The sequence below is a fragment of the Demequina pilifera genome, from assembly GCF_048814985.1.
Lineage (GTDB): Bacteria > Actinomycetota > Actinomycetes > Actinomycetales > Demequinaceae > Demequina.
The window spans coordinates 393520-405513 of sequence record NZ_JBMDTW010000003.1 but is presented as its reverse complement, the minus strand read 5'-3'; the positions used below and the strand labels follow the sequence as shown (position 1 = coordinate 405513).

General features: G+C 70.9%; 11 protein-coding genes. 9 read left to right on the top strand and 2 right to left on the bottom strand.

Features of this window, described 5'->3' with window-relative positions; genetic code table 11:
• Positions 1-68 precede the first annotated feature (68 nt).
• From ACNI14_RS07305 to ACNI14_RS07270, 8 genes are all read left to right on the top strand, one after another.
• Entirely contained in the window at positions 69-497 is a 429-nt protein-coding gene (locus ACNI14_RS07305; RefSeq protein ID WP_420519315.1) for a cupin domain-containing protein, read from the top strand.
• Between the two features lie 206 nt (positions 498-703).
• Positions 704-2359: an alpha-amylase family protein gene (locus ACNI14_RS07300; RefSeq protein ID WP_420519314.1), complete on the top strand. Its 1656-nt coding sequence runs from the start codon at positions 704-706 to the stop codon at positions 2357-2359.
• A 194-nt stretch (positions 2360-2553) separates the two neighbouring features.
• Complete coding sequence (locus tag ACNI14_RS07295) at positions 2554-3696, top strand: DUF1611 domain-containing protein (RefSeq protein ID WP_420519312.1); 1143 nt, start codon at positions 2554-2556, stop codon at positions 3694-3696.
• Positions 3693-4841 (top strand): alanine racemase, encoded by a 1149-nt coding sequence (locus ACNI14_RS07290; protein ID WP_420519311.1) that lies wholly within the window; start codon positions 3693-3695, stop codon positions 4839-4841. Before ACNI14_RS07295 ends, ACNI14_RS07290 begins: the two co-directional genes overlap by 4 nt.
• A gap of 20 nt (positions 4842-4861) precedes the next feature.
• Entirely contained in the window at positions 4862-5623 is a 762-nt protein-coding gene (locus ACNI14_RS07285; protein WP_420519310.1) for an EAL domain-containing protein, read from the top strand.
• A 63-nt stretch (positions 5624-5686) separates the two neighbouring features.
• Positions 5687-6262: a dienelactone hydrolase family protein gene (locus tag ACNI14_RS07280; RefSeq protein ID WP_420519308.1), complete on the top strand. Its 576-nt coding sequence runs from the start codon at positions 5687-5689 to the stop codon at positions 6260-6262.
• 84 nt (positions 6263-6346) lie between these two features.
• Complete coding sequence (locus ACNI14_RS07275; protein ID WP_420519306.1) at positions 6347-7834, top strand: AlkA N-terminal domain-containing protein; 1488 nt, start codon at positions 6347-6349, stop codon at positions 7832-7834.
• Between the two features lie 9 nt (positions 7835-7843).
• On the top strand, positions 7844-8323 hold the full coding sequence (locus ACNI14_RS07270; protein WP_420519305.1) for a methylated-DNA--[protein]-cysteine S-methyltransferase: 480 nt from the start codon (positions 7844-7846) through the stop codon (positions 8321-8323).
• 29 nt (positions 8324-8352) lie between these two features.
• Here ACNI14_RS07270 and proC read toward each other — a convergent pair whose 3' ends face one another.
• Together proC and ACNI14_RS07260 are read right to left on the bottom strand one after the other, a co-directional pair.
• Positions 8353-9222, bottom strand: a complete 870-nt coding sequence (gene proC / locus ACNI14_RS07265; RefSeq protein WP_420519303.1) for a pyrroline-5-carboxylate reductase — start codon at positions 9220-9222, stop codon at positions 8353-8355.
• Positions 9223-9284: 62 nt separating this feature from the next.
• Positions 9285-10526 (bottom strand): hypothetical protein, encoded by a 1242-nt coding sequence (locus ACNI14_RS07260; RefSeq protein ID WP_420519302.1) that lies wholly within the window; start codon positions 10524-10526, stop codon positions 9285-9287.
• An 84-nt stretch (positions 10527-10610) separates the two neighbouring features.
• Here ACNI14_RS07260 and radA point away from each other — a divergent pair, with 84 nt between their 5' ends.
• The gene (gene radA, locus ACNI14_RS07255; protein ID WP_420519300.1) at positions 10611-11984 is read left to right on the top strand and encodes a DNA repair protein RadA; all 1374 of its coding nucleotides are present in this window, start codon (positions 10611-10613) and stop codon (positions 11982-11984) included.
• Positions 11985-11994 lie beyond the last annotated feature (10 nt).

Below are 11994 nucleotides of genomic sequence, written 5' to 3'. Positions count from 1 at the left end.
GAATCCGTTCACGGCAGCTCGGGCTCGGAGCTTGCCCAGCCACCACGGCCGGGACCAGACTCGCCACCATGAGTGACTACCAGCGCATCGACCTCGGCCCGTTCGACTCTTGGCGTGACCACTTCGGCGGCTTCGTGCCCGACCGCTCGCGCGACGGGCGCCGCGTCCTCGACCACGAGCTGCCGATGCAGTTCATCGGCGTCACTGCCAATTCCTTGGTACCAGGGGAGGAGGCGGGCTATTGGCATACGCACAGCTCGGACGAGGAGCTGTACATCTTCCTGACTGGCAGCGGGCAGATGGGGCTGGATGACGACGTTGTGGACGTCGGACCCGGTGCGGCGATCCGGGTGGGCCAGGGGGTGCGTCGCACCTGGCGCTGCATCCCTGAGTCCGACGGGCCCCTGACGTGGTTCTGCATCCGCGGAGATGGGGGCGCGCTGCCGCACCTCCCTGACGATGCGGAGCGCATCACGGATGTCCCGATGCCCTGGTAACTGGCGCATCGGCCTGCCGACCGGTGTGACCTGCGCGGCGCACGTGGAGTTCCTACAGGGCGTCCTGCGAGCACGAACTGTGTACAGAATTCTCCTACAGACGAGGGGCGGCGCAGGGCTGGTGCGGCATAACGAGGCGTTGTGTCCTGTTGCCCCCACATGAACTCACGCCATGACCACTCGGCTCTCGACGACGAGGGGAACGTATGAGGCCCGCAGATGTGGCGGACATGTGGTGGCGCAACGCCACGGTGTACTGCCTGGACGTCGAGACCTACCAGGACTCGAACGGCGACGGCATCGGTGACTTCCGCGGCCTCACCTCGCGCATCGAGCACCTGGCGAGCCTCGGGGTGACGTGTCTGTGGCTCATGCCGTTCTACGCATCGCCGAATCGCGACGACGGCTATGACGTCGAGGACTACTACTCCGTCGATCCCCGCCTGGGCACGCTCGGCGACTTCGTGGAGATGATGCGCACCGCGCGCCACCACGGCATTCGCGTGATCGCGGACCTCGTGGTCAACCACACCTCGGACCAGCACGCGTGGTTCCAGGAATCGCGGTCGTCGCTCACGAACCCCAAGCGCGACTGGTACGTGTGGCGGGAATCGCCGCCGGAAGACGCCCCGCAGGCCGTGATCTTCCCCGACCAGGAGGACAGCCTGTGGCGGCAGGACGAGGCGACCGGCCAGTACTACCTGCACCACTTCTATCGCCATCAGCCCGACCTCAACATCTCCAACCCTGAGGTGCGCGACGAGATCGCGCGGGTCATGGGCTTCTGGATGGAGCTGGGGCTGTCCGGCTTCCGCGTCGACGCGGTCCCGTACCTCCTCACGACGGCGGACACCCTCGCCGCGGAGCGCGAGACCGACCCGCACTCGTACATGCGGGCGCTCCGGTCCTTCATGGCCCGTCGCGCCGGCGACGCGATCATGCTCGGCGAAGTGAACGTCCCCTACAGCGACCTGATGAGGTTCTTCGGCGATGGGGGCGACGAGCTCGACCTGTCCTTCGACTTCCCGGGCATGCAGGCGATGTACCTCGCGCTCGCTCGTCAGGACGCGGGGCCGATGCGCGAGGCGCTGGGCTCGCGGCCGCTGCCGCCGCGCGACACGCGCTGGGCGACATTCGTGCGCAACCACGACGAACTGACGCTCGACCAGTTGAGCGATGAGCAGCGGGACGAGGTATTCGCGGCGTTCGGCCCCGAGCCCGAGATGCAGGTCTTCGGCCGCGGCCTGCGCCGCAGACTGCCCGGCATGTTCGACGGCGATCAGGACCGCATCCGCATGGTCTACTCGCTGCTGTTCTCCCTGCCCGGCACTCCGGTGCTGTTCTATGGCGAGGAGATCGGGATGGGCGAGAACCTCGACGTCCCGGGGCGTTCCTCGGTCCGCACGCCGATGCAGTGGGAACCAGGTGCGGGCGGCGGCTTCACGACGGCGAGCCCGGACAAGCTTCGCAGGCAGATGCCTGCGCATCCCTACTCGCCCGACGAGATCAGCGTGGCCGATCAGCGCGGGGACCCCGAGTCGCTGCTCACGCACATGACCATGCTGATCTCGAAGCGACGTGACAACCCGCACTTCGGATTCGGGGACGTCGAGTGGCTGGACAGTGCCGAGCCGAGCGTGCTCGCGCACAAGGCAGTGCTCGACGGCAGCTCGGTGATCGCGGTGCACCACCTGGGGGAGGCGCCCCTCGAGGTCACCCTGACGCCCGGGCTCGAGCCGGGAACGCAGTTGCGCGACGAGTTGACGTCGGGTGCGGGCATGGCGGAGCCGGTCGAAGTCGCCGAGGATGGGACGCTCACGGTCTCGCTCGGGCGCTATGGCGCTTGTTGGCTGCGGGCGTAGGGCGGTTTCCGCGCCTACCGGGCGCACCCTGACGGTGAATCGGGCACAGAGCTTTCCCACAGGCAGAAGCGGGCAGGGATCAACGAGCGTAGACTGATTCTTCACCCCTTCTTGGTGGGGACCTCTCGTTGACACCGGCCACCTGGCCGCAACGTCCCTGGCGCCTCCTTCCGAGCATCGACTCGAGGTTTGTCATGCGTCCCGTTCCACCCCCCGTCCTCGCTCTGCCCGCGCCCTCACCCGTCGACGCGCGCCCCACTGCGGTCGTGTACTGCGAGGGGAACTTCGCGCGGATCGACGGCAAGACGGCCAACGGCCTGGTGCGCTCCAGCGAGCGCTACCGGATCGTGGCCGTGATCGACAGCACCATCGATGGGGCCGATGCGGGTCTTGCGCTGGGCGACATCGCCGCCGGCATCCCGGTGGTCGCCTCGCTTGCCGAGGCTCTCGCGGCCGACGCCGCTGGCACGGCTGACGTGTTCATCTTCGGGCTCGCTCCCCTGTCGGGGCTGATGAGCGCCGCCGACCGCGCCGCGGTGCTCGCGGCGATCGATGCGGGGCTGGACATCGTCTCCGGCCTGCACGAGTTCCTCACGGACGATCCCGAGATGACCGCGCGCGCGTCCGCCGCAGGGGTCACGCTGCACGACATCCGCCGTCCACGCCCCACTCGCGACCTGCGCATGTTCGACGGCGCGATCGACGGTGTCGACTGCCTGCGCATCGCGATCCTGGGCACCGACGGCGCGATCGGCAAGCGCACCACCGCGACCCTGCTGACCGCGGCGCTCAACGAGGCCGGCGTGCACACGGTGATGGTCGGCACCGGGCAGACGGGCCTGATGCAGGGCGCGAAGTACGGAGTCGCTCTCGACGCCATCCCCGCGCAGTTCGGAGTGGGCGAGCTCGAGGGCGCCGTCGTCGCGGCGTGGGAGGCGGAACACCCGCAGGTCATCGTGATCGAGGGGCAGGGCGCCCTCAGTCATCCCGCGTACCTCAGCTCGACCGTGGTGCTGCGCGCCAGCCGCCCCCAGGCGGTGATTCTGCAGCACGCCCCCGGGCGCACGGTCCTGAGCGACTATCCGGATGTCGCAATGCCGCAGGCCGCGGACGAGCTGGCGTTGATCGAGCTCTTCGGACGCACGCGCGTGATCGGCCTCGCGATCAACCACGAGAACATGGGCCCCTCGGAAGTGGCGGCTGCCGCGGCGCTGTACGAGTTCGAGCTGGGGCTGCCCGCGGCGGATCCGCTCTGGGATGGCCCCGCACGCCTGGCGGACATGGTGCTGCAGGCATATCCCGCTCTGGTGCCGGAGGCCGAGACGGTCTCGACATGAGCGCACCGCGCATCGAGGTCGACCTTGCGGCGATCGAGCACAACACCCGGTTCCTGGTGCTGCGCCTGGCGAAGACCGGAATCTCGGTCACCGGCGTGACCAAGGCGACCCGGGGCTCGCCCGAGGTCGCACGCGCGATGCTGCGAGGCGGCGTGACCGGACTCGCGGACTCGCGCATCGAGAACCTCGAACGACTGCGGCGAGCGGGAGTGAGCGTCCCGCTCACGTTGCTGCGCTCGCCCGCTCCGGCCGAGGCGGACCGCGCCGTCATCGCCGCAGACGCGTCCCTCGTCAGCGATATGACCGTGGTGCGTGCGCTCGCGACCGCTGCGACCGCGGCCGGGCGCACCCATGGCGTCGTGCTGATGGTCGAACTGGGTGACCTCCGCGAGGGCGTGATGCCGGACGAGGTGCTCTCGTGCGCCCGCGAGGTGGCGGCGCACAAGGGCGTGATCCTCGATGGTCTCGGCACGAATCTCGCGTGCCTGAACGGCGTCATCCCGGGCGCCGAGCAGATGGGGGAGCTGTCGGTGCTCGCGGGACTCGTGTCGACGAGACTCGGGCTGCCCGGCATGCGCGTCAGCGGCGGCAACTCCGCGAACCTTCGATGGGCCCTCGGGCGGCGGCCCGCGGGCGCCGTCAACGATCTGCGGGTGGGGGAGTCGATCCTGCTCGGGTTGGATCCGCTCACCCAGCAGCCTGTCGCGGGCCTGCGCGGCGACGCTTTCACGCTTGTCGGAGCGGTCATCGAGTCGCGCGAGAAGCCTGCCGAGCCGTGGGGGCCCTCTGCGGCTCGTGCGGCGCAGGTCGGCAGCCCCGGCCCGGCCCCGCGCCGGCGTCGTGGCAAGCGCATTCAGACCATCGTGGCGCTCGGGCGCCAGGACATGGTTCCCGAGGGCCTCGCGCCACCCGCCGGCGTGAAGGTGATCGGCGCGACGAGCGACCACCTCGTGCTCGAGACCCCGACGGTGCTGGCCGCCGGCACGGAAATGCGGTTCGGAGTGGATTATGCCGCTCTGCTGCGCGCCATGGGCTCCCCGTTCGTCGCGGTCCTGATGATCGACTCATCCCGTAGCGCGCCCGCGAAACCCCTGGAAGAAGGTCATGTACGCACGGCGCCGTCGGTGAGCGTGCTGCAGGAATAGCGCCAGGTTAATGTAGAAAGATGCATGTCAAAGAGCGAGACCACCTGCTGAAATGCGATCAATGCCGCAACGGCGACCCGCTGCCGTTCGATTTCACGATGGCCTTTCAGCCCGTCGTCGACGTCCAGGAGCGCCAGGTCGCCGCGTACGAGGCTCTTGTGCGAGGCACCGACGGGTCCGGCGCGATGAGCATTCTGGGCCGCATCACCGAGGACAACCGCTACCGATTCGACCAGGCCTGCCGGACCAAGGCCATCGAGCTCGCAGCCCGGCTGGGAATCGACTGCCGGCTGAGCATCAACTTCCTGCCCAACGCCGTGTACGAGCCGGCGGCGTGCATTCGCACCACGCTGGCGGCCGCGGAGCGCACGGGCTTCCCCATCGAGCGCATCGTGTTCGAGGTGACGGAGTCGGAGGACATGGCCGACAAGGGGCACCTGACCAAGATCCTCCGGGACTACCGCGACAGGGGCTTCATCACCGCGATCGACGACTTCGGCGCAGGCTATGCCGGGCTATCGCTGCTGGTCGACTTCCAGCCTGACGTCATCAAGCTCGACATGGGCCTGTTGCGCGGCATCGACAGCGACCCCGTGCGCCAGGTCGTCGTGAAGGGCGCGATCGACATCTGCCGCAATCTCCAGATCGATGTGGTGGCGGAGGGCATCGAGACGTACGAGGAGTACCAGTGGTTCAGGTCGCAGGGCGTGCGCTACATGCAGGGCTACCTGTTCGCCAAGCCGGAGCTCGAGGCGCTGCCGAGCATCGAGTGGCCCGCGTAGCAACGTTCGCGGGCCGGGCGGGGCTGGCGCCCTGCGCGAATCCGGCCGCGGTAGCGTGGGCTCATGGCCCGGATCGTCCTTCTGCATGCCGCGCTCGGCCTCACGCATCATGTCCACGATTGGGCTGACGCTCTCCGCGGCGATGGCCATGACGTCGACGTCCCCGACATGTTCGAGGGACGGACGTTCCACGATCTCGATACGGGCACGGTGTTCGCTGATGGTGAGGGCGGCCCTCACGCCTTCGTCCCGGTGGTCGAGGATCAGCTCCGCGGTCTGCGGGGGCCCGTGGTGTACGCAGGGTTTTCGCTCGGCGGATCCGTCGCAGCACTGCTCGCGATGCGCAGCGCACACGCGGCAGGCGTGGTGATGATGAGCGGCCTGATCTTGCCCGAGTGGCTCGATGGCGAGCAGTGGCCCGGACATCTGCCTGCACAACTGCACCGCGCGGACGAGGACCCTTGGGTGCCGCAGGCCGATGTCTCGGCGCTCATGACGTTTGCGGGCGGTCAGTGTGAGGAATTCGAGTATCCCGGCTCGGGTCATCTGTTCGGATTCGAAGGGTGGCACGAGTACGACGATGAGGCTTCGCACCGCATGTTCGAACACGTGGGCGACTTCCTGGCCGATTTCTACTGACGTGACGAGCGTGTTACGCCCGAGGTGTGACGCGATGTCCGAAAACCGCTAGCGCGCCGAGCCGGCCCAGGGCACCCTGGAGTCGTGACCGCGATCATCCTCGACTTCGACCGCTGCTATTCGGCGGTGTCCACGCGCGACCCCAGATTCGACGGGCAGTTCGTGGTGGCGGTCCGATCCACCGGCATCTATTGCCGGCCGTCGTGCCCGGCCCGCACCCCCAAGGTCGCGAACTGCACCTTCTTCGCGACCTCTGCTGCCGCGCACCGGTCGGGCTACCGTGCGTGCAGACGCTGCCTCCCGGAGGCCGTGCCCGGCAGCCCCGAGTGGAACCTGCGGGAGGATGTGGCCGCGCGCGCGATGCGACACATCGGCGCCGGGCTCGTGGACCGCGAGGGCGTGGCGGGGCTGGCCGCTCGCCTGGGCTACTCGACGCGGCAGCTGGGACGACTCCTGACGGACGAGCTCGGCGCCGGGCCCCTCGCTCTCGCCCGGGCGCAGCGTGCCCAGACCGCCCGACAGCTGCTGGTGTCGACCCCGATGCCCGTCGCGGACGTGGCCTTCGCCGCTGGGTTCGCCTCGATCCGGCAGTTCAACGACACCATGGCGGAGGTGTTCGCCATGGCGCCCTCGCAGCTTCGCGATCGCGCGCGGCGCTCCGAACGCGCGGGACCCAGCGCGCCGTCCGCAGCCGGCAGCATCACCCTTCGCCTGCGCGCGAGGGAGCCGTTCGGGGGCGCTGACGTCATCCGGTGGCTGGACGCACGCGCGATCGCCGGTCTCGAACACGTCGAGAATGGCGAGTTCACCCGAGCCGTGCGACTCGCCGGCGGAGCCGCGCGCGTCACCGCCGCGCCCGGCCCGGACCACGTGCGGGTGACGGCGATGCTCCCGAACCTCGCCGACCTTCCCGAGCTGCTGGCCATGATGCGCAGGCTGTTCGACCTGGACGCCGACCCGGTTGCCATCGATGCGGCGCTCAGCTCCGATCCTCGGCTGCGCGCGCCCGTCGCGGCCGCTCCCGGCAGTCGCATCCCGGGCACCGTGGACCCGGCCGAGATGCTGGTCCGTGCCGTGCTCGGCCAGCAGGTGTCGGTGGCCTCCGCGCGCACCGCCGTGCAGCGCCTCGTGGACGCGCTCGGTGAGCCCCTGCGCACGCCGCTTGCGACCGACCACGTGACGGTCGAGTTCCCCTCGGCGGCGACGATCGCCGCCCACGCGGGCGAGGTGGTGCGCGGCCCTGCTGCCCGCATCGGCGCCCTGACGGCCGCGATGGAGGCGGTGGCGACCGGCGAGATCGTGCTCGACGCGGGCCGCACCCTCGCCCAGGCGACGACCGCTCTCGAAGCCGTCCCGGGCATCGGCCCGTGGACCTCGCACTACGTCGCGCTGCGGGTGCTCACCCACCCCGACATCCTGCTCACCGGGGACAGCGCGGTGCGCGCCGGCGCCAAGGCGCTGGGAATCCCGTCCGACGCGCGCGGGCTCGACGCGTACGCACGGCGCCACGCGCCATGGCGCAGCTACCTGATGATCCACCTGTGGCGGGCCGCCGCCGCACCCACCATGTAAGGAGCCACGATGCTCACGCACACCACGCTCGACACCCCGGACGGGCCGTTCACGATCATCGAGAACGAGCGCGGCGACGTCGTCGCCGCGGCCTGGAGCGACAGCGCCGATGCGGTCGCGGCCCGCGCGGGCATGTCCGGCGCGGTCTCAGGCGAGTGCGCATCGGCCGCCGCCGTGCTCGCGTACTACGAGGGAGACGCCGACGCGTTGGCCGGAGTCTCCCTCGACCCGCGCGGCTCGGCTTTTCGACGGCGCGTGTGGGACGCGCTGCGCGCGATCCCGTTCGGACAGACGCGCACGTACGGAGCGATTGCGGCGGCTCTCGGCTCTCCCGCGGCGAGCCGCGCCGTCGGGGGCGCGTGCGGCGCGAACCCGATTGCGCTGTTCATCCCGTGCCACCGCGTGAGCGGCGCGAACGGTGCGCTGACGGGCTTCGCGTGGGGCGTGGACATCAAGCGCTCGCTGCTGGAGCGGGAGCGCGCCGGCTGAGTGCGGGGAGAGCCCCGCTCTGCCAGAGGTCAGTCGCCCAGTTCCTGCGCGAGCTCCCGTGACCGGGCGGCGGCGGCATTCGCGCCGGCGGACACCACGCCCTGCAGGCCGGCATGCTCCATCGCCTCGAGCGCTGCGATCGTCGTGCCGCCAGGGGAGCTGACCCGTCGGCGCAGCTTCTGGGGCGTGTCGCCGGACTCCATGAGCAGCTGGGCAGCGCCCACGAAGGTGTGGGCGGCGAGCTGGGTCGCCAGCTCCCTGTCGAGCCCATGTGCCACCCCCGCCTCGGTGAGAGCCTCGACCACGGCGTAGAAGTAGGCCGGACCCGAGCCCGACACGGCGGTGACCGCGTCCAGGTCCTCTTCCGCGACGGTGACGACGAGCCCCGTGGCCCGCAGCATCGCCTCGGCCACGCCCAGGTGCTGAGACGTGGCATGAGAGCCCGGGGCGATCGCGGTGGCGCCCCGCGCGACGATCGCGGGGGTGTTGGGCATCGAGCGCACGACCGGTGCGCCATCGGGAAGGCGGCTCTCGTAGAAGGCCGTGGGCAGCCCCGCGGCCACCGTGATGACGAGCGCGCCCGGCTTGTAGGCGGTCGCGATCTCCGCGAGGGCCGAGTCGGCGTCCTGAGGCTTGACCGCGATCACGATCACCTCGGCGTCCTCGACCGCATCGGCGATCGAGGCGGCGGCGTGGATGCCGTGCGCCTCTTCAAGCGCGCCGGCGCGCGCCGTGTCCTTCTCCGCGACGGTGATCCCCTCGGCGGGCCATCCGGCGACACGCACGGCGGTGATGATCGTCCCGCCCATGACGCCCCCGCCGACCACGGCGATGCGAGGTGGCTCGGGAGTCGTCGACTCGGTCGGGTCCTGGTGGGTGTGCACAGCTTCGTCGCTCATTCCGCCAGGCTAACCGATGCCGTGGGCGAGCGGTGAGGAGGCCGTTGCCGCGGCCGGCATGGTCACAGCGGGAAGATTGCGAAGAACGTCTCGACTGCATCGGGCGGTCCGGTGAGCTCGAACACTGCGGTGCGGTTGCGCCACACGATGGTCTGGCCATCCGCGGATGGGACCGTGGCGCTCTCGCCCACGGCGGTGCCCCCGGCCTCGACGGGTTGACGGTCGGATCCGTCCGCGGCGAAGGTCTCGAACTGCGCGACTGCCGCCTCGTCGTCGAAGTGCTGGATCGCCCGGAGGGTGAGGCTGGTGTCGCCGTCGCTGTAGGTGAGCACGCTGACCTCCGCGGCGCGCGCGGCCAGGTCCAACGACGCGGGCGCGGGCGCGTCGAGGTCGGTCAGCGCGTAGGCGCCGACGACGCCGGGCATCGCCGCCTGGAAGTCGGTGGGGTCCTCGATCGCGATGGGATCGAGTGCGGCGGGCGCTGGCGACACGACGATGACCGGTGCCGTCAGCTCCACCGGCTCCTCGGAGGACAACGAGAGGTACACGGCGTAGCCGATCCCGCCCATCACGAGCAGGCCCACGATGACGAGCACTGGCACGGACCGCCACCACGGCGTACGGGCCGATGCGGGGGGCACGGGCGCGTCGCCGTCGCCGGCGTCGTCAGTCTCGGCAGTGGGGTCGTCCCAGGCCGCGACTCGCGGCGTGTACGGGGGCGAGTCGTCCTCGGGAACCGCGACGGGCTCATCCGAGGGCTCCGGCGCCGGTGACGCTCCGTGGTCGCCGCGGTCGGCAGCGGCGCGCGCCCATTCGCGCGCGCTCGGTGGGGCGTCCGCGCGGGGATCGCCCGCGATCCAGGCGCCACCGGGTGCGGCGGGTCCGGGGTTGAACACGCGTGTCCGCTCGCCGGCGGTGGCCTCCGAGGCATTCACGCGACGGGTGCCGCTCATCGGGGTGGGCGCGCCCGAGGCCGACAGGGACGCGTTGCGCACCGCTGCGTCGCTGAGTGCGCTGTACGGGTCGCGGCTGGCGCCGGGCGCAGCGGCCTCGTCGCCGCGAGTCGAGGGCGCGGTGGGAGCAGAGGGGCTCGTCGGGAAGATCTCGTCCGGCGGCGGCGGCGAGACGGGGGCGACGACGTCCGCGTCGCCCGTGTCGTCGGTCTCGATGGGCTCGGGCCGCGGCGCCGATCGGGGTGCGGACGGCATGCTCGGCTTCGACGGTGCGACGGCCTCGCGGGGTGCGACGCCGTCGTTCACGGGAATCCAAGGGTTCCGGTTCTCGTCCGGGTTCCGCATTGCCATGGGCACAGCCTACGGCTGAGGTGAGCGCGGACCTGGGAAAGCGGCGGTGCGTCGCGTGTCCGACGCGCGGGATAGCGTGTCTGCATGGCCACCAGCACTCGCACCGCCCGTCCCGGCTACCGCTGCACGGAGTGCGGGTGGACGGCCGCGAAGTGGGTGGGGCGGTGCGGCGAGTGCCAGGCGTGGGGCACCGTCGAAGAGGCGGGCAGCGCCCCCGCGGGCCCGGCCACGAAGGCGACCGCGACACGCTCTCCCGCGAGGCCCATCGGAGACATCGAGGCCACCGCATCCGAGCGCAGGGCGACGGGGGTCGACGAGTTCGACCGCGTGCTCGGCGGTGGCCTGGTCCCGGGAGCGGTGGTGCTGCTGGCCGGCGAACCCGGCGTGGGCAAGTCCACCCTGCTGCTCGACGTCGCCGCGCGCGCGGCGCGAGCGGGATCCCGGGTCCTCTACGTGACCGGTGAGGAGTCCGCCGGCCAGGTGCGCCTGCGCGCCGAGCGCATCGGCGCCCTCGACACCGGCATGCTGCTCGCAGCAGAGACGGACCTGGGCGCCGTGCTCGCGCACATCGACGAGGTGCAGCCGGACCTGCTCATGGTCGACTCGATCCAGACCCTCGCGTCGGCGGCGGTGGACGGCACGCCCGGGGGAGTGAGCCAGGTGCGGGAGGTGTCGTCCTCGCTGATCCAGGTCGCCAAGCTGCGCGGCTTCCCGATGGTCCTCGTGGGGCACGTCACGCGCGAGGGCACCGTCGCGGGGCCGCGCCTGGTCGAGCACCTCGTGGACGTGGTGTGCCAGTTCGAGGGAGAGCAGCACTCGCAGCTGCGGCTGCTCAGGTCGATCAAGAACCGTTACGGGTCGGTCGACGAGGTGGGCTGCTTCCAACTGGTCGACACGGGGATCGAGGGGGTGTCCGACCCCTCCGGGCTGTTCCTGTCGCGGGAGGGCGCTCACGTGGCGGGCACGTGCGCGACCATCACGATCGACGGCAAGAGGCCGCTGCCCGCCGAGATCCAGGCGCTGGTGGCGCCCAGCGCACTGAACAATCCTCGCCGCGCCACGTCCGGGATCGACTCGTCTCGAGTCGCGATGATTCTCGCGGTCCTGCAGCGGCGCGTCGGGGTGGCGGTCGCCGCCGATGACGTCTACGTATCGACCATCGGGGGTGCCCGCGTGACGGAGCCCGCCGCGGACGTCGCGCTCGCGCTCGCGCTCGCCTCGGCGCGCGCGGACGTGCCGGTCCGATCAGGGCTGGCCGCGATCGGCGAGGTCGCGCTCTCGGGCGCGGTGAGGCCGGTGCACGGCATCGGCCAGCGCGTCGCGGAGGCCGCGCGCCTGGGCTTCACCGAGGTGATCGTCCCCGCGACCGGCATCACGGTCGATCCTCCCGCTGGGGTGAAGGTCCATGCCGTGGCGAGCCTGAGAGACGCCGTGGAACTGGCGGTGCCGCGAAGCTGACGGGTCGAGC

What these genes read in the sequence shown, in the direction of transcription:
- ACNI14_RS07305 (WP_420519315.1), top strand. Translation starts at nt 69, where the DNA reads ATGAGTGACTACCAGCGCATCGACCTCGGCCCGTTCGACTCTTGGCGT.
- ACNI14_RS07300 (WP_420519314.1), top strand. Translation starts at nt 704, where the DNA reads ATGAGGCCCGCAGATGTGGCGGACATGTGGTGGCGCAACGCCACGGTG.
- ACNI14_RS07295 (WP_420519312.1), top strand. Translation starts at nt 2,554, where the DNA reads ATGCGTCCCGTTCCACCCCCCGTCCTCGCTCTGCCCGCGCCCTCACCC.
- ACNI14_RS07290 (WP_420519311.1), top strand. Translation starts at nt 3,693, where the DNA reads ATGAGCGCACCGCGCATCGAGGTCGACCTTGCGGCGATCGAGCACAAC.
- ACNI14_RS07285 (WP_420519310.1), top strand. Translation starts at nt 4,862, where the DNA reads ATGCATGTCAAAGAGCGAGACCACCTGCTGAAATGCGATCAATGCCGC.
- ACNI14_RS07280 (WP_420519308.1), top strand. Translation starts at nt 5,687, where the DNA reads ATGGCCCGGATCGTCCTTCTGCATGCCGCGCTCGGCCTCACGCATCAT.
- ACNI14_RS07270 (WP_420519305.1), top strand. Translation starts at nt 7,844, where the DNA reads ATGCTCACGCACACCACGCTCGACACCCCGGACGGGCCGTTCACGATC.
- proC (WP_420519303.1), bottom strand. Translation starts at nt 9,222, where the DNA reads ATGAGCGACGAAGCTGTGCACACCCACCAGGACCCGACCGAGTCGACG.
- ACNI14_RS07260 (WP_420519302.1), bottom strand. Translation starts at nt 10,526, where the DNA reads ATGGCAATGCGGAACCCGGACGAGAACCGGAACCCTTGGATTCCCGTG.
- radA (WP_420519300.1), top strand. Translation starts at nt 10,611, where the DNA reads ATGGCCACCAGCACTCGCACCGCCCGTCCCGGCTACCGCTGCACGGAG.